Annotated in this window: 15 protein-coding genes; 6 read left to right on the top strand and 9 right to left on the bottom strand. The window is 68.0% G+C overall.

The window, feature by feature from the left end:
- Positions 1–66 precede the first annotated feature (66 nt).
- The 4 genes from Q4A20_RS13140 to Q4A20_RS13125 all read right to left on the bottom strand — a co-directional run bounded on the left by Q4A20_RS13140 (position 67) and on the right by Q4A20_RS13125 (position 5,349).
- On the bottom strand, positions 67–2,073 hold the full coding sequence (locus Q4A20_RS13140) for a sucrose-specific PTS transporter subunit IIBC (protein WP_303123623.1): 2,007 nt from the start codon (positions 2,071–2,073) through the stop codon (positions 67–69).
- 215 nt (positions 2,074–2,288) lie between these two features.
- The gene (locus Q4A20_RS13135; protein WP_303123615.1) at positions 2,289–3,818 is read right to left on the bottom strand and encodes a glycoside hydrolase family 32 protein; all 1,530 of its coding nucleotides are present in this window, start codon (positions 3,816–3,818) and stop codon (positions 2,289–2,291) included.
- A gap of 71 nt (positions 3,819–3,889) precedes the next feature.
- Positions 3,890–4,126, bottom strand: coding sequence for a hypothetical protein (locus Q4A20_RS13130; RefSeq protein WP_303123613.1), 237 nt, complete (start codon positions 4,124–4,126; stop codon positions 3,890–3,892).
- Complete coding sequence (locus Q4A20_RS13125; protein ID WP_303123611.1) at positions 4,123–5,349, bottom strand: inorganic phosphate transporter; 1,227 nt, start codon at positions 5,347–5,349, stop codon at positions 4,123–4,125. The genes Q4A20_RS13130 and Q4A20_RS13125 overlap by 4 nt, the downstream gene beginning before the upstream one ends.
- Before the next feature lie 298 nt (positions 5,350–5,647).
- Between Q4A20_RS13125 and Q4A20_RS13120 the strand changes: the two genes are divergently transcribed.
- Complete coding sequence (locus Q4A20_RS13120) at positions 5,648–7,243, top strand: Hsp70 family protein (protein WP_303123609.1); 1,596 nt, start codon at positions 5,648–5,650, stop codon at positions 7,241–7,243.
- A gap of 69 nt (positions 7,244–7,312) precedes the next feature.
- Here Q4A20_RS13120 and Q4A20_RS13115 read toward each other — a convergent pair whose 3' ends face one another.
- The 5 genes from Q4A20_RS13115 to gndA all read right to left on the bottom strand — a co-directional run bounded on the left by Q4A20_RS13115 (position 7,313) and on the right by gndA (position 11,569).
- Positions 7,313–7,831: a MerR family transcriptional regulator gene (locus Q4A20_RS13115; RefSeq protein ID WP_303123621.1), complete on the bottom strand. Its 519-nt coding sequence runs from the start codon at positions 7,829–7,831 to the stop codon at positions 7,313–7,315.
- A 357-nt stretch (positions 7,832–8,188) separates the two neighbouring features.
- Positions 8,189–8,653 (bottom strand): bifunctional nuclease domain-containing protein, encoded by a 465-nt coding sequence (locus tag Q4A20_RS13110; protein ID WP_303123619.1) that lies wholly within the window; start codon positions 8,651–8,653, stop codon positions 8,189–8,191.
- A gap of 94 nt (positions 8,654–8,747) precedes the next feature.
- Entirely contained in the window at positions 8,748–9,395 is a 648-nt protein-coding gene (locus Q4A20_RS13105; protein WP_303123608.1) for a MerR family transcriptional regulator, read from the bottom strand.
- Between the two features lie 89 nt (positions 9,396–9,484).
- Positions 9,485–9,934 (bottom strand): FHA domain-containing protein, encoded by a 450-nt coding sequence (locus Q4A20_RS13100; protein WP_303123606.1) that lies wholly within the window; start codon positions 9,932–9,934, stop codon positions 9,485–9,487.
- 150 nt (positions 9,935–10,084) lie between these two features.
- Positions 10,085–11,569, bottom strand: a complete 1,485-nt coding sequence (gndA, locus tag Q4A20_RS13095) for an NADP-dependent phosphogluconate dehydrogenase (protein ID WP_303123604.1) — start codon at positions 11,567–11,569, stop codon at positions 10,085–10,087.
- Between the two features lie 410 nt (positions 11,570–11,979).
- Between gndA and zwf the strand changes: the two genes are divergently transcribed.
- The 5 genes from zwf to Q4A20_RS13070 all read left to right on the top strand — a co-directional run bounded on the left by zwf (position 11,980) and on the right by Q4A20_RS13070 (position 17,453).
- The gene (gene zwf / locus Q4A20_RS13090) at positions 11,980–13,500 is read left to right on the top strand and encodes a glucose-6-phosphate dehydrogenase (RefSeq protein ID WP_303123617.1); all 1,521 of its coding nucleotides are present in this window, start codon (positions 11,980–11,982) and stop codon (positions 13,498–13,500) included.
- Positions 13,497–14,498, top strand: a complete 1,002-nt coding sequence (locus Q4A20_RS13085) for a glucose-6-phosphate dehydrogenase assembly protein OpcA (RefSeq protein ID WP_303123602.1) — start codon at positions 13,497–13,499, stop codon at positions 14,496–14,498. The genes zwf and Q4A20_RS13085 overlap by 4 nt, the downstream gene beginning before the upstream one ends.
- Complete coding sequence (gene pgl / locus Q4A20_RS13080) at positions 14,498–15,283, top strand: 6-phosphogluconolactonase (RefSeq protein ID WP_303123600.1); 786 nt, start codon at positions 14,498–14,500, stop codon at positions 15,281–15,283. The genes Q4A20_RS13085 and pgl overlap by 1 nt, the downstream gene beginning before the upstream one ends.
- A 149-nt stretch (positions 15,284–15,432) precedes the next feature.
- Positions 15,433–16,356, top strand: coding sequence for an aldo/keto reductase family oxidoreductase (locus Q4A20_RS13075; protein ID WP_303123598.1), 924 nt, complete (start codon positions 15,433–15,435; stop codon positions 16,354–16,356).
- Between the two features lie 29 nt (positions 16,357–16,385).
- Positions 16,386–17,453: an HNH endonuclease family protein gene (locus Q4A20_RS13070; protein WP_303123596.1), complete on the top strand. Its 1,068-nt coding sequence runs from the start codon at positions 16,386–16,388 to the stop codon at positions 17,451–17,453.
- The last annotated feature ends 18 nt before the right edge of the window (positions 17,454–17,471 follow it).

Below are 17,471 nucleotides of genomic sequence, written 5' to 3'. Positions count from 1 at the left end.
CGACCCGCACGTGCGGGTCGGCCACCGGCCTTCTACTACTAGGACTCGGTTGGTCCTCAAATGCGCTCAGGCACCCTGTTCGGCAGGCTCCGTGGCGGGAGTGACGGCATACAGGGCGTCGCCACGGGCGACGGCGCCGGTGTGCTCATCGGCGAGTCCACCGAAGGCGGTCGCGTTGGACACCACGATCGGCGTGACGGTCTCGTAACCGGCCTCGGTCACACCGGCCCAGTCGACCTCAACCAGCGGCTGGCCGCGCAGCACCTTGTCTCCGGCGGACACCTTCGGAGTGAAGTGCTTGCCATCGAGTTCAACGGTGTCCATACCGACGTGGATCAGCAGCTCGACGCCGCTGGCAGACCGCAGACCGTAGGCGTGCCCGGTCGGGAAGGCTACGAGAACCTCGCCGTCGATCGGAGAGACCACGGGGCCGGAGTCCGGTACCACCGCCAGGCCGGGACCAAGCATCCCGGAGGAGAAGGTCTGGTCCTTCACCTCGGTCAGCGGCACGGCCCGCCCCTGAATGGGGGAGGTAATGGTAAAGTCGGTGGCGGCCTCCGCGGGCAGCTCGACCGTGGCGGAGTGGGCCTTGGTGGCCTCGGCCTCCAGGGCCGCCTCATCAACCTCTTCGTCACCGGCAAGAGAGTCCTTACCGCGCGTGACCCCGTACCCGAAGGCGGCGCCGAAGGCGATGGCGAAGACGACCAGCTCGACCACGATGTACTTGAGGATGTCATCGGGGACGATCGACACGAAGCCGACGAACCCGGCTGCGCCCAGGGCCTGGGAGTGAATGTTGAGCAAGGAGACCAGCGCGCCGCCGATCGCGGCGGCACCAATGCCGATGAAGAAGGGCCAGCGCAGACGCAGGTTCACACCGAAGATCGCCGGCTCAGTGATACCGAAGACGGCTGACGCGCCACCGGCGCCGGCCAGACCCTTCATCTTGGCATCCTTGGTCAGCGCGAATACTGCCAGCGCAACCGCACCCTGAGCCACGTTCGCCATCGAGGCGATCGGGAAGATGAACGATCCTGCGCCGCCGTTCTGCATGTCGGCGATCAGCGGCAGCTCCACCGCGGGGAAGGACTGGTGCAGACCGGTGACCACGATCGGCGAGTAGACCAGGCCGAACAGGAATCCACCGATCGGCCCTGCCGTGTTGTAAAGCCACTGGAGTCCAGCAGTAATACCGTCTGAAAGCTCACGCGCCAACGGGCCCACCACCACGAAGGTCAGGAAACCCGTGACAAGCAGCGTAATCAGGGGGGTCAGGAGGAAGTCCGCGGTTCCGGACAGCCGCTTGTGAAGCCACTTCTCAATGACCGACAGGATCCAGGCGACGCACAGGACCGGGATGACCATGGCCTGGTAGCCGATCTTGTCGACGTTGAGTCCGAACAGGCTCCAGCTCTCGATCTGACCGGCCTCGGTGGCCTGTTGGATGTTGTAAGCGCTGGTCAGCTCCGTGGACACCATGGCCGCGCCCATCGCCGCGCCAAGGTAAACGTTGGCCCCGAAGCGCTTGGCGGCGGAGAAGCCGACCAGCACCGGCAGGAAGGCGAAGGCGGCCGAGGAGACCAGGTTGATCAGGTTTGCGTAGTCCGACAGCCAGGGGTATCGGTCCGTCAGTCCGTAGGTCGAGCCGTCGGCGGCCTCGAAGAAGCCCGCGGTCAGGACGTTGTTGATCGCCATCATCAGACCGCCGGCGATCAGGGCGGGCAGGATCGGGACGAAGATGTCCGCGATCATCTTGATGAAGCGGGAGACGATGTTGCCGCTCTTGGCGGCCTCCTGCTTCGCCTCATCCTTGGACACTTCCTTGACGCCGCCGGTCTTGACCAGCTCATCGAAGACGATGTCGACGTCACCGGGGCCGACGATGATCTGGAACATGCCGCCGGCAACGAAGGTGCCCTTCAGATCAGGGTCCTTGTCCAGCGCCTTCTGGTCCACCTTGTCCATGTCATTGAGGACGAGGCGCAGGCGCGTTGCACAGTGTGCGGCCGCGTTGATGTTATCGGCGCCCCCGACATACGTCAGGACGTCTTTCGCCACGCGGGCGTGATCCATAGCCACCCGGGCTTCCTTTCTGTGGGAACTGATCACTCTGCATTGAGCTCGACGGAAGGTTCCGGTGCTCCAGGGTCGGCCACCGACCCACGCGCCTCGACCTATGTCAAACGTCGGTCAGATTACCGCTCGCCTCCCGGTTTCGCAACCATCGGCTGTTCGGCCGGTCACTGATCCTGAGCTCGTCTGAATCCTGGTCACTGTCCCGTCCTGGCTCAGTCGTAGACGGCAGCTCGACCTGCGGTCAGACGTACTCCGTGACCACCGATGACAGCGGCACCGGTTGCTCCCGGCGCGACAAAGCTGCGCAGGGTGAAGACGACATCGCCGTCGCCCACGAACACCTCCGTAATGGAGCGGTCGTGCACAATCTCCAGTCGCGGTTGCGTGCCTGCGGGCAGGGTCACAGTGCGGATCGCCCCGTGCTGGGTATAACGCGAACGGGAGCGATCCACGACCAGCCGGACTGCGCCTTCGGCGTGAACCAGCTCAATGGTGACGTAGCAGGTGTCATCACCTATCCGCAGTCCCCAGCGAGAGGCCGCCTGATCGGCCTCCAGGCCAAGGTGCCAGGAGCGGTGTCCTTCCAGCTCCCGGATGGGAGTGGAGGCATCCAGGTATTCGCCCACGAGGCTCAACCTCGGGGCATCGGCCGGCAGTGGCACCGCAGGCCGCTGCAGCAGGCGGCCGCCTCTAAGGGCCAGTGTCCGTGGCGTGGTCAGGGCGTGCACCCAGCCACCGCTCTCAATCGAGGGCTGATCATCCTCGGAGGCATTGCCCGCCCATCCGACCAGGAGGGCGGGACCGGGTTCGCACGCCCTTCGAGCGAAGGCCTGGGGCGCGTAGAACTCGAAGCCGCGGTCCACCTCGGTGAAGCTCCCATCGCACTCGCGCAGCTCGGTCCCCTCCAGCCGTCCGACCGTGTATACGCAGGGGAAGATGTTCTCATAGCCCTCGGCCTCGGGCTCGATGCCCTGCGGGCACCAGATCAGCACGTCACGCACCTGTCCGGTCAGTTCATCATTGAGCCGAACCAGCCCCGGGCACTCCCACATGTAGCCGAAGCGGTCGAGCGCGCCGGCGGCGTCGGGGAAACTCAACTCCCCTTCCAACTGCCACACCCGCAGATCTCTGGAGCGATACAGCAGCGCCGCCCCGGTCAGGTCCTCGCGCTGCACCCCGAGGATCATCCGGAAACTGCCCGGATCGTCGGGGTCGCGCCACACCTGCGGATCGCGGTAATGGGCGGTGTAGCCCGCGGGATGATCGGGCAGCAGCGGGTTGTCCGGCCACTTCTCGAAGTGCTCCAGATCCGGGCTGGTGACCAGACACTGGCTGGCAGTGCGTTCATCAGTCACCGGATCCTTGAGGTTGCCGGTGTAGAAGAACTGGTATCGGGCACCCGCCGGGGCTGTGGCCGCCTCCTCGTCCTCGAGCACCACGGCGCCTCCGGAGTAGGCGCCGGACCGGTCGTAGAACGAGTCGGGAACGATCGCCGGTTCATGCTGGGTCCAGTGCAGCAGGTCGCGGGATGAGGCGTGCCCCCAGTACACCAGTTTGCGGTGCGGGTGGAAGGGGCTGAACTGGTAGAAGGCGTGGTAGACGCCCGAGTCGACCAGCAGCCCGTTGGGGTCGTTGAGCCGACCGATCGGCGGAGCCAGGTGCACCACCGGGTAATCGGGGTCTGTTGCTGCACGTGAGCCGTTGATCGCCTCCAGGGCGGTCGCTCTCAGATCCTCGGTCATGCGGCGACACTAGCAGCCACGACCGGCGTGAAGGCACCGAACGAGCCGGAAGAATGCCGGCTGCGCTCGGCTCAATGGAAGTAGGGAATCAGCAACCATAGCCCGAACAGGGCGATGGCGACCACGCACGCGATGAAGAAGCCGGCGGCCAGTTCCGCGACGTGCAGTCCCTTCGCCTGACCGGACTGGCGCTTGACTCTCACCGCGGCCAACATACGCACGGCCGCGGAGGTGACGGCCAGGATGAAGGCCGCCCCGGCTACGGTCACCAGCGTGACCAGGCCCAGAGAGGACCAGTCGATGCTCATACCAGCGCTCCTGTCCCCCGCTCGCTGGGTTCGATGCCCACGAGTTCGGCCTTGACCTGGTCCATGGACTTCGGCGGACGCCCCAGGGAGGGATCGGTCTGCTTGGCGACGACGACCTTGTCGGCATCGTTGACGTTGGAGAAGTCCACCTTGTTGTGGTTGGCCTGCCGGATGATCAGCACCGCGCCGAGGATCAGCAGTCCGATCACCGCGATCAGCCCCACTATCCCGCCCTTGACGGCAATGAATGAGGTCACCGCACCGACCACGCCGGCGCACGGCAGGGTGATCAACCAGGCGGTGCCCATCTTGCCGAAGGTCCCCCAGGCCACCTGGGCGCCTCGACCGACACCGGTGCCCAGGATCGAGCCGGTGCAGATATGCGTGGTGGATAGCGCGAAGCCGAGATGGGAGGAGGCCAGGATGGCAACGGTGGAAGTGGTCTCGGCGGCGAAACCCTGTGGCGGATCAATGTGCACCAGGCCCTTGCCCATCGTGCGCATAATGCGCCAGCCGCCGGAGTAGGTGCCCAGACCGATCGCCAGACCGGCGGCGGCCACAACCCACCAGTACGGCCCGGTTCCTGCTTCCTGGTATCCGCCCGCGATGAGCACCAGGGTGATCACGCCCATGGTCTTCTGACCATCGGAGGTGCCGTGCGCCAGGGCCACCATAGAGGCGGAGATCCGCTGGCCATAGCGGAAGCTCCTGTCACTGAACTTGTCCGTCGGGCCGGTGATTCGGTAGCTGATCCAGGTGGCGATGGCTGAGGCCAGCGCCGCCACGGTGGGCGCGATGAGGGCGGGCAGCATGATCTTGGACATGACCGTGCCCCAGTGCACACCCTGGAAGCCGGCGGCGACCACCACCGCACCGATCAGCCCGCCGAACAGGGCGTGGGAGGAGGATGACGGCAACCCCAGCAGCCAGGTGGCCAGGTTCCACAGGATCGCCCCGGCCAGGCCGGCGAAGACCATCGCGGGCGCCGCTTGTATCAGCGAGTCGTCGAACATGCCGTGGGAGATCGTCCGAGCGACCTCCGTTGAGAGCGTGGCGCCGACGAAGTTGAGGATGGCGGCCACCAGTACGGCGCGGCGCGGCGTGAAGGCGCCGGTGGCCACGGAGGTCGCCATGGCGTTGGACGAATCGTGGAAACCGTTGGTGAAGTCGAAGATCAGTGCCGTGATGACGACCACTACCACGATGAAAAGGGTTGTACTCATGCCATTCCCAGTTGGGTGATCGGTTCCGCGGTCGTACCGGAGGCCTCCGGTCGCCGCGCGGATCCGGGTCGCGTGAGTGCGACCTGTTGTCATTTCTACCCCCGGAAGCCGAGCCGCCGAAGCCCGAGCGGCGGGAATTCACCAACTGTTCACCCGGGGTGTGGCCTTGACGACGGCGCACGCCCCGGTCGGCATCGTGGCCCGCGCCACCGGCCCGCGCCCGGAAGAGGCCGACGCCTCACCGGCACCCCGCCGAGCCGCAACGCGCTGAGCCGTTATCAGCGATAGGGTCACGTCCATGGCAGCCCGAAGCGGTAGCAGTAGTACGCAGCAGTCCCGCAAGCGTAGGCGCGTTCAGCCCGCGCCCCTAGACCTCGGCATCGACCTGGGCACGACACGCACCGTCGTTGCCCGTGCGGACCGGGGAAACTATCCCGTAGTAGGTTTCACCGACACTGCGGGTGACCTTCATGAGTTCTTCCCATCCCTGACTGCGCTGACCGCCGACGGTTTGGTGCACGGATTTGCCGCCCGGGCGGCCGCCCGCCGCGGGGCTCCACTGCTGCGCAGTCTTAAGCGGGTGCTGTCCTCCCCCACCGTCACGGCACACACTCCGGTGCGCTTGGGCGAGGCCACCTTCACGGTCCTGGAGCTGCTGACCAGTTTCCTGGTCGCGGTCCGCGAGCAACTGCAAGCCTCCGGTGCGCTGGAGGGTGCGGACCCGGGCGCCGAGGATGCCCATATCGTCGTCGCCGTCCCGGCGCACGCCTATGGGGCCCAGCGGTTGATCACACTCGATGCGTTCCGCGCGGCCGGCTTCCACGTCACGGCCATGCTCAATGAACCCAGTGCCGCGGGCTTCGAGTACACCCACCGGAAGTCCGGCACCGTCTCCTCCCGCCGCACCCGGGTGCTCGTCTACGATTTGGGCGGGGGCACCTTCGACACCTCACTGGTGGATGTGCAGGGTCAGTCCCATGAGGTGCTCGCCTCACGCGGTGCCAGTGACCTGGGTGGCGACGATCTGGATCTGCTGCTCGCTCAGCTGTCGCTCGCGGCGGCCGGCATCGCCGAGGAGGAGTTGAGCGCGGCCGAGCTGGACGACCTGCTCGACCAGTGCCGCGACGCCAAGGAGTCGATGGTTCCGCAAACCCGCCGCCTGCTGATCACCCTACGAGGAAAGGATCTGGTGCTGCCGGCCGCCGACTTCTATACCGCGGCGACTCCGCTCATCCAACGCAGCCTGGACACCATGGCCCCACTGATCGGTCGACTCGACGACGGCGGCCCCGATCTGGCTGAGATCGCCGGCATCTACCTGGTCGGTGGCGCCTCCGCCTTTCCACTGGTCCCCCGGTTACTACGCCAGAGCTTCGGTCGACGGGTGCACCGTTCACCCTACCCGGGCGGCTCGACCGCAATCGGCCTGGCGATAGCGGCCGACCGCACCGCCACGGTGGCCCTGACGGACCGGCTCTCACGCGGATTCGGTGTGTTTCGGGAGGCGGACGGCGGCGCCCGCACCGTATTCGATGCGCTGCTGACGGAGGAGTCGGTGCAGGAGCGGGCCGACGGCGCGGCGGGCACGGTGATCACCCGCCGTTACCCCGCCGTCCACAACATCGGTCGCTACCGCTTCGTCGAGTGCGCCGGGGTCGATGCCTCCGGCGAGCCGCGCGGCCGCCTGGCCCCTTACGAGGACGTACTGTTTCCCTTCGACCGCTCCCTGCGGCAGGTCGAGGATCTCGCGGCGCTGCCGGTGCACCGACTCGGAAACGGGCCCCAGATCGAGGAGCGCTACGACATCGACGGCGCCGGACTGATTCATGTGACGCTGACAGACCTGTCCGACGGCTACACACGCACCTACGTGCTCGGCCGCCGTACTGCCTGAAATCATTAAGGGCGCGGGGCTGCGTTCAGCCGCAGCCCCGCACTGCCCCGCTCACGCCGCAGGCCGGTTTCATACCGCCTGCTGCCGGGCCGCCCGACGCTTGGCCAGCTCATCCTCGACGACGGGGGCGTCGGCGGCGTGCTCCACCGGAAGCTCTGCAAGTGAGCCCTCGATCTCGCGCCAGACACGACCTACCGCGATCCCGAAGACGCCCTGGCCGCCCTGCACCAGATCGACCACCTCATCCGCGCTGGTGCACTCGTACACGGAGGCACCGTCGCTCATCAGCGTGATGGAGGTCAGGTCCTCCACGCCGCGCTCGTGCAGGGCGTTGATGGCAACCCGGATCTGCTGGAGCGAGACACCGGTGTCGAGCAATCGCTTGACGATTTTCAACAGCAGAATGTCCCGGAAGGCGTATAGCCGCTGCGAGCCCGACCCCTTGGCACCGCGAATGGACGGCTCCACAAGCCCGGTGCGGGCCCAGTAGTCCAACTGCCGGTAGGTGATGCCCGCGGCACGGCAGGCCACCGGCCCACGGTATCCGGTGTTGACGTCCAGTCGCGGGAGCGGGTCACCGAAGAGCATCCCCTGCGTGTGCTGGGGTGCGGTTGCGTGAAGGCTCGCTTCGTTGGCGCTCACTTGCCGGCTCCTGTCAAGATCGGGGCGTACGCGGGGAGGCACGCGCGGGCCGGTCCGCCCGGCCACGGCCCCACGATAGAACCCACAGTGGGATGACTCAACGACAGGCGCGCCGAGAAACCGACTTTGACTTCAGGTTGAGGTTCATCGCCGACTCTCCGGTTCGGCCGTCGGCGCGATATGACGCGGAATACCGACACCCTCACACCGATAGATGTGACGCATTACATATCAACAGTCTCATGAGTCACACGCGTACCGTGTGTCACGAGGTGGGCCGCCCCTACGGCCCACCGCTTGGCTCTACAGGTACCAGGCGTCCTCGGCGACGGCATCGTCCAGCGCCTGCCTCCATTCCCTCAGACGACGCTGCAGCGCCTGCTCCTCTAGGTCCAGGCCTCGCAGCCGCAACAGCGCGCCGGTGGCCTGGATGGGGATCGCCAGAGTGGTGGCCACGACGAGTGCGTCGCTGGGGGTGCAGGGCACCGCTGTCGACTGAGTCGGGTTCTCGGCGTCGAGCACGGCAGTGGCACACATGACACCGTCGGCGTCGACATCCAGTACCACCTGCAGCACCGCCGAGCCGAAGGCTTCCACACAGGCCGCGAACAAGGAGGCCCAGGTCGGCGTGGGACTGCCGGGGGCACTCAACAAGAGTCCCTCGCGGGCACCCACGGGAACAGCCAGCATGGCCGGGCCCCCGTCCTCCATCAGGACGGCGACCAGACCGGAGTTCGGCACCGTTGACCGCACCCCCATAAGCGACATGGTGCGCACACCCATAATCTACGGGCCCGGTGACCGCGTTGTCCCGCAAATGGAGGGACAAGCCGTGTTGTTGTCCGGCTGCGCTCCGGTTCGCTCAGCCCAACGCCTCGACCGCCCGGTGCAGCAGGCTCACGTGCAGGTCGGCGAGCACCGCGGCCAGCTCAGCCGCCGCGTCCTCCCCGGCCGTCGTCGAGCGGTTGCGCTTGTGCCGGGTGGCCAGATCGATCGCATCGGCCTCGCGTTCGGCTGCGCTTCGTACCGCCCGCAGGTTGCGCAGCGGAATGCCCAGCCGGTCGGCCTTGAGAGCCAGCGCCACAGTGGTCAGTGCCCGCGAGTCGAAACGACCGTGGGCATCCGGCGCGATGACACCGACCGCGACCAACTCCTCAATCTGCTCCAGCGTCGCCTCCGAATGGTGCACCAGGTCCTCGGCGTCTAGGGCGCCGCTGACCGTGCGCCCGCCCGACGCCACCACTCGAGCGACCGGAGCCGGAGGCGGGGCATCGACTTGGGCGTCCAACTCGCTCAAGCGCTCGCGGATCACCGACAGGGGCAGGTACTCGTCGCGCTGGGCGGTCAGGGTGTAGCGCAGCCGCTCCAGGTCCGCCGTTGAGTAACGACGGTAACCGTTGCCGACCCGATGCGGAGAGATCAATCCCTCCGCCTCCAGATAGCGCACCTTGGACACGGACAATGCGGGGAACTCTCCCTTGAGGCGCTCGACGACCTCACCGATCTTCATTACCGGCTCGCGGGACACCCCGCGGGGCCACGGCGCGAGCCCTACTCCGTGCGCCGGCTCGCGCGCCGCGACGCGTCGGGCCGCGCCCGTCACTGTGCGGCCCGCTGCTGAGGCGCAGGATGGTAGGTCATGCGGTACTTGCCGATCTGCACCTCGTCACCCGCGCGCAGAGCAGCCTGCTCCACCCGCTGACGATTGACGTAGGTGCCGTTCAAGGAACCGGAGTCCCGCACAGAGAACCCGCCATCGGGCAGCGCGGTGAATACCGCGTGCTTGCGGGAGACGGTGACGTCATCGAGGAAGATGTCGGCACGCGGATGACGTCCGACGGTGGTCTGCGCCGAGTCGAGTAGGAAACGCGCACCGGTTGTCGGTCCCTGCTGTACCAGGAGCAGCGCCGTACCCGCAGGCAGCGCCGTGATCGCGGCACGGTCCTGCGGCGAGATGCCCACGAGCGGAATGTCGGGCTCCGCGGGGACGCCAACGGCCCCGAAGGCCTGGGTCGAGGTGGGGTCCGATTCCATCGGCGTACTCGACAATTTGTTCCCCTCCGGTCGGGCGGTGCCGGTCGCACCGCGGTGGTCCCACCATACCGTTGCTGTGATGTGCCTCCGCAATGCGTGTTCTCGGAATTCCCGCACACATGTGCCGCGCAAGTTCCGCAGTGGCACCGCCGACGGAGGCGGATGTCAGTTCCACTTCTCCTCAACGCGGTCCGGTTCGGCCCACCGCACATGGTAGACACCATCCGGATCATCTACGCGGTGGTAGGTGTGCGAACCGAAGAAGTCGCGCTGCCCCTGGATCAGGGCCGCGGGCAGGCGCTGCGCACGCAACTGGTCGATATAGGCCAGCGAAGCGGCGAATGCGGGCGCGGCCACACCCGCTTGGGCGGAGATCGCCACCACTCGGCGCCAGGCCGGCAGAACCTCGCGCAGCGCCGCGGCGAATGCGGGCGCGGTCAGCAGACTGGCCAGCTGCGGCTCCTCGGTGTAGGCACGGGTGATGTCGTCCAGGAAGCGGGCGCGGATGATGCACCCACCGCGCCAGATCCGAGCCATGGCGCCCAGATCCACGCCCCAGCCGTTTAACTCGGAGGCGGTCGCGATCTCGTCGAAGCCCTGCGCATAGGCGGCGATCTTCGAGCCGTACAGGGCCTGGCGCACGGCATCGACAAAGGCGTCGCGCTCGGCGGTGGTGGACCAGGCCACACCGGCAGCGCCGGCGTCGAGACCCGCGGCACGTACGGCGGCGCGCTGCACGGGCGAGGAGGACGCGGCTCGGGCGAAGGTGGCCTCGGCGATGGCCGGAACGGCGACCCCGAGTTCCAGGGCGGTCCGGGTGGTCCATGCACCGGTGCCCTTCTGTCCGGCGGCATCAACAATCACGTCGACGAAGGGCTCACCGGTCGCGGGGTCGATCCGGTCGAGGACTTCCGCGGTGACATCGATGAGGTAGGAATCCAGTTCAGACCGCTTCCAAGCACGGAACACACCGGCAATTTCGGGCACGGTCATACCCGCGACCCGACGCAGCAACTCATAGGCCTCGGCGATCAGCTGCATATCGGCATACTCGATGCCGTTATGCACCATCTTCACGAAATGACCCGCGCCACCCGGACCGACGTGGGTGCAGCAGGGCACGCCGTCGACGTGGGCGGAGATGGACTCCAGCAACGGCCCCAGCCGCTCGTAGGAGGCCTCAGTACCGCCCGGCATGATCGAGGGCCCCAGCAAGGCCCCCTCCTCGCCTCCGGACACGCCCATGCCGACGAAGTGAATGCCCTGCTCGCGCAGCGAGGCCTCGCGACGCTCGGTGTCCTGATAGAAGGTATTGCCGGCGTCCACGATGATGTCACCGGGCTCGAGTAGTCCGCGCAGTTGCTCAATCACCGCCTCGGTGCCGGCTCCCGCCTGCACCATGATGATCACCGCGCGGGGACGCCGCAGCGACTCCACGAAGGCCTGCGGGTCGCCGGCGGGTACGAAGTCGCCCTCACCGCCGTGGGCGTCGATGAGTCGCTCGGTACGCGCCGGTGTACGGTTGAAAACGGCTACGGAATGTCCGTGACGGGCGAGGTTACGAGCCAGGTTGGCGCCCATCACACCTAGGCCGTACACGCCGATATCCGCAGAGGCGGTCTGCGGGACGAAGTCACTGACTGAACTCATCGATTACCCCTTCTTCCGCCCGTCGGGAACGGGCGGTCCTCCTGACAGGCCGGCCTGGAGCGCTGAAACATGCGCCGACCGTCGGTCCGGCATGTCGCGCAGCCTAACGGTTCCGCAGCCGCCTCGCGCACCGGCGGCGTGTGCTGAGACGAGTCCTGACAGGGCGCCTCTTATAGCGGGCGCGCCGGACGGCGGTCGGCCAATGGCGTTTAGAGTGTTCTCGTTGTCTCGGCGTGGCGGCCAGGTGCCTCACCTACCGCGGTCCCACCGCTTAGCCGCAAGCATCTACCGGGAAGCAGACCAGGAAGGCACAGAAGGCACTCGTGAACCTCTCCCAGACCTCCAGTACACCGACCGCGTCCGGCGGGCACTCGCCTGCGGGAGCGTCCTCCCGCCCTTCGAGCAACCCGTTGCTGGATGCGCGTGATCTGCGCCTGCCCCGCATCGCCGACCCCTGCGTGCTGGTGATGTTCGGCATCACCGGTGACCTGGCGCGCCGCAAGCTCCTGCCGGCCATCTACGACCTGGCCAACCGCGGCCTGCTCTCCCCCAGTTTCTCGTTGGTGGGCGTGGGACGGCGCAGTTGGTCCGACCAGGACATGCGCGCGTATGTCGCGGACGCGGTGCGCGGCGGCGCACGCACCCCCTGGCGGCAGGCGATCTGGGATCAGCTGGCCGCTGGCATGCGCTTCGTCGAGTTGTCCTCCTTCGACGACGACGACGCCTACGACCGGCTCACCCGCACCGTCACCGCACTGGACGCGACCCGCGGCACCAGCGGCAACCGTGCCTTCTACCTGTCGGTGCCCCCGGGCTGGTTCTCCGCCGTAACCGAGCACGTAGCCGCCTCCGGACTCGTGGACGAGGCCCCGGGTTCCTGGCGGCGGGTGATCATTGAGAAGCCTTTCGGCCACAACCGCGCCAGCGCCCAGGAACTGGACGCCGTCGTCTCCCGCATCGTGCGCCCGGACGACGTCTTCCGCGTCGATCACTACCTGGGCAAGGAGACGGTACAGAACATCCTGGCGCTGCGCTTCGCCAACACCATGTTCGAGCCGCTGTGGAACCAGCGCTATGTGGACCATGTCCAGATCACCATGGCGGAGGACATCGGTATCGGCACCCGCGCCGGCTACTACGACACCATCGGCTCTGCACGCGACGTCATCCAGAACCACCTGCTGCAGCTGCTGGCCCTGACCGCCATGGAGGAGCCCACTTCCATGCGCGCCGCCGCCATCCGCGCCGAGAAGGAGAAGGTACTGGCCGCCGTCAAGCTGGAACGGGCCGGCGTTCGCGATCTGGACGCGACCACCGCGCGCGGCCGCTACGAGGCCGGCTTCCAGGGCGGCGTCCCCGTGCGCGGCTACCTTGAGGAGGACGGGGTGGACGCCCACTCGCGCACGGATACCTTCGCCGCGGTGCGGCTGGAGATCGCCAACCGCCGCTGGGCCGGCGTCCCGTTCTACCTGCGCACCGGCAAACGGCTGGCCCGCCGGGTCACGGAGGTGGCGGTGGTGTTCAAACGACCACCCTTCCTGCCCTTCACGGATGCGGCCACGGCCGGTCTGGGCGCTAACACGATCGTGCTTCGTATCCAGCCCGATGAGGGCATCACCATGCGCATGGCCTCGAAGGTTCCCGGCACGCAGATGGAGCTGCGGGATGTGACGATGAACTTCGGCTACGGCGCGTCCTTCAACGAGGAGTCGCCGGAGGCCTACGAGCGGCTCATTCTGGACGCCTTGCTCGGTGACGCCCCGTTGTTCCCGCAGCAGCGCGAGGTGGACCTGTCCTGGCGGATTCTGGACCCGGTGATAGAGCACTGGGCCGGCGCCGGAGAGCCGGAGGGCTATCGACCCGGCTCCTGGGGGCCTCCCTCGGCCCATGACCTGCTCGCCCGCGACGGACGCATCTGGAGGCGCTCATGATCATCAACCTCAACGAGACCACCACCGATGAGATCGTCTCCACACTGCTGGCCGAGGACGTGTCCGGCGGCTCGCGAGTACTCACCCTCGTGATCGACACCGACCGCGCCGGCCTTGAGGAGGCCCTGGTGTCCGCCCACGGGGCCAGTCGGGACCATCCCTGCCGCGTGGTGGCGGTCGTGTCGCCGACCACCGGTTTCAACGATGCCGATGACGAGCGCCACGACACCGGGCACCGTCCCGACGGCTCCCTCGGCCACCTGGACGCCGAGATCCGCCTCGGGCATGACGCCGGTGCCGGCGAGACCCTGGTGCTGTACCCCCAGGGTGAGGCGGCCCGCCACGCCGACACCCTGGTGGTGCCCTTCCTCCTGCCCGATGTGCCGGTGGTGACCTGGTGGCCGTATGCGCCGCCCGTGTGCCCAGCCACGAGTCCGCTCGGAGCCCTGGCCACCACCCGCATCACCAACACGCCCTCTCAGCCGGACCCGTCCTCCGCCCTGGCTGCTCTGGCACCCGAGTACCGGCGCGGCGACATCGACCTGGCCTGGACACGTATCACCCTGTGGCGTGCCATGGTCGCCTCGACTCTGGACTCGCTGCTGTGCGCCGGTGCGGTCCAGGGCGTGGTGGTTGCCGGCGAGCCCCGAAACTCCTCGGTCTCATTGATGATTCGCTGGCTGCGGCTGCGTCTGGGAGTGGCGGTGGACCGGGTGGACGCCCCGGGCATCCCCGGCATTGCCACCATCACCGTGCACACCGACTCCGGGGATCTGGTGATAACGCGCAAGGACCACGAACGCGTGATGATCACCCGCCCCGGCTCCCAGCATCCACAGGTCGTCACCATGGCCCGACGCGAGCCGGTGGCCACCATGAGCGAGGAGCTGCGCCGGCTCAGCCCGGACCTCGTCTACGAAGAGGTTCTGGCCACCTTCGCCGAGGATTCCGCCCAGAGCCCGGCAAAGGCCGCGGTTGCGGAAGAAAGGACCCGCTGATGACCACAGTCGATGCCGCCGTCGTCAACGCGGCCGCGGAGGCCCGCACCCGCCCATCTGTGGTCGTCCACGACTCCCTGGCCCAGGCGTCCGCCACCGCCGCTGCAGAGACCGCCCGGCTGCTCGCCGCCGCCGTCGCCGAGCGGGGCGTCGCCCACCTGGTCCTGACCGGCGGGTCGGGCGGGGAGACGCTTGCTGCGGCGCTGCCCGACGCACTGGCCGCCGTCGGCCTCACACCCGCGCATGGTCTGGAGCACGTGCACCTGTGGGAGGGCGACGAGCGTTTCGTGCCGGCAGACCACCCGGACCGCAACGACCTGCAGGTGACAGGACTGATAGCCGCTGGAATTCCGGAGGCCAATGTGCACCGCCTGCCGGACCCCGAGCAGGTGGAGTCCGTCGACGCGGCGGCCGCCGCACTGGCCGAGGCGCTGCGGGAGGGCGGCCCGGCCGACGGGCGCTTCGACGTCGTCCACGTGGGGCTGGGGCCGGATGCGCACGTGTGCTCGCTGTTCCCGGGGCACCCGGTCGCACCCACCAGCGGCACGGACGTGATCGCGGTGCACAACTCCCCCAAGCCGCCGCCCGAGCGCGTGTCTTTCACCTTCGACGTGTTGCACCGGGCGCGTCGGGTGATGGTGGTGGCCGGCGGGGCCGGTAAGACCGAGGCGGTGGCCAAGGGGCTGGCCGCCCCCGATGTCGTCGCCGCCCCGGCCTCCTGTGCCCGTGGCGAGGCCACGGTCTGGCATCTGGATCGGGCGGCAGCCGCCGGCGTACCCGACTGATTCGGACTGATTGGATCCGCCCGCATCTGAGCCAGCCCGTTGCGTCGTCGGCGTCCACAGCGACCGTTGGCGACGTGCTTCCGCGCCGGCCTGTGGATGCACGCGGGTTGCTCCTGTGCAGGCGAACGCAGCTCGGATACCGTGCTTGTATGAGAATCCAACCAATTGGTTCATCCGGTCTGACCGCCTCCAACCTCATCCTCGGCCTGATGCGCATTAAGGAGTTCAGCGACGCCGAGATCCGCGACCTGGTGGCCACCGCCCGCGGCGCGGGCATCACCATGTTCGACCACGCCGACATCTACGGCCGCGACCACGCCTGCGAGGAGCGCTTCGGCTCGGCCCTGAGGTGGTCCGCCGCCGAGCGCGAGCAGGTGGTACTGCAGACCAAGTGCGGCATCCGCTGGGGCTGGTTCGACTTCTCCGCTCAGCACATCCTTGAGTCTGTAGACGCCTCCCTCAAGGCGCTGCGCACGGACTACCTGGACGTGTTGCTGCTGCACCGTCCCGACGCGCTGGTCGAGCCGGAGGAGGTGGCCTCCGCCTTCGACTCCCTCGCCGCCTCCGGGAAGGTGCGCCACTTCGGCGTCTCCAACCACACGCGCGGCCAGCTGGAGCTGCTGCGCGCCACCGTGGACCAGCCGCTGGAGGTCAACCAGCTGCAGCTGTCCCTGACGCATGCGGACATGATCGCCGAGGGCGTGGCCCTAAACATGCGCCACGACCAGTCGGTGGTGCGCACCGACGGCATCCTCGACTACTGCCGCCTGACCAACACCACAGTTCAGGCCTGGTCTCCCTTCCAGTCCGGTGACGGCTCCGGCCCGTTCCTGGGCAACCGGGAGCGCTACGGCGAGCTGAACGACGTCGTGGACCGCCTGGCCGCCGAGTACGGCGTGACCCCGGAGGCGATTGCCACCGCCTGGATCACCCGCCACCCCGCCCGTATTCAGGTGGTGCTGGGCACCACCCGCCCGGAGCGGGTCGAGGCCGCGGCCGCCGGCTCCGAACTGGGGCTGGCTCGCGAGCAGTGGTACGAGGTGTTCCGCGCCGCCGGCTACATCGTTCCCTGAGCCGCCTCCGGCCGCGGAACCCGCCCATCATGCTGTCTCGTCTCCACCGATCCGCCCGGACGGTGCCGGCGGCCTGCGCGCTTGCGGCGGCGCTCGTCCTGACTCCGTGCGCGGTCGCGCCCCCGGCGGCAGCGGATACCGCGAGTTCGCTGGATGCGCCAACCGCGGCCGCTGTCTCCTGGGACGAGCGCGAGCGGCTCGTGCTGGGCGCGGCGGAGGCTTTGGACGCGCTCGAGGCCTTGCCGGAGGACTCCCCCGCCGCCGTCTCCTGGGGTGAAGGGGGTTCGCGCACCGGCTGGTTCGGCCAGGCGTGGATGGACGTCGATGGGGATGGCTGCGACACCCGCAACGAAATCCTGGCCCGGGACCTGACCGACGCGGACTTCTCCCGCGAGGACGGCACGCAGGACATCGAAGCCGGGCGCGGTCAGGGGGCGGCCGTCTGCCCCGACGCCACGGTCTGGTTCGGCACGCTGCACGACCCGTACACCGGTACCCAGATCGCCTTCGAGCGGGGACAGGACACCTCCGACGCCGTTCAGATCGACCACGTGATCCCGCTGAACTACCTGTACGCGCACGGGGCCTGGCAGTGGGATCAGCGCCGGCGTCTGCTGGTCGCCAATGATCCATTGAATCTGCTGGCGGTGGATGGCGCGGCCAATCAGGAAAAGTCCAACTGCGGCCCGGCCACCTGCCCGGCCGGTTCTACGGAGACGGGTACCTGGACCACCGCCACCGGGCCGGGCTGGTGGCCGCCCGAGACCGGCTATCGCTGCGAGTACGCCCGGCGCTTCGTGAGCGTCGCCTCGGCCTACGAACTCGGCCTACCCGACGCAGACGTATCCGCGCTGCGCGAGGTACTGACCGACTGCGCCGCCGGCGGCAACGGTGCCCCGTCGGTCACTGAGCGCATTCGTAGTGTCGGTGTGCGGGTGAGCCAAGCCGTGGCCCACAACCGCGGATACACCCTGATCTGCGCCGCCGGGGCGCTGCTGATCGGGGCGGGCCTGGTGGCTCGCGGCCGTACCGCTCTCCCCCGGCACCCCCGCCGGCGTCGACGCCCCCGCCGGCGCGGCTCTCACCGAGATCGGTAGAAGTTACGTGCCGAGGTC

The organism is Actinomyces sp., assembly GCF_030530635.1.
GTDB lineage: Bacteria > Actinomycetota > Actinomycetes > Actinomycetales > Actinomycetaceae > Actinomyces.
This window is presented reverse-complemented; position numbering and strand designations above follow the sequence as displayed.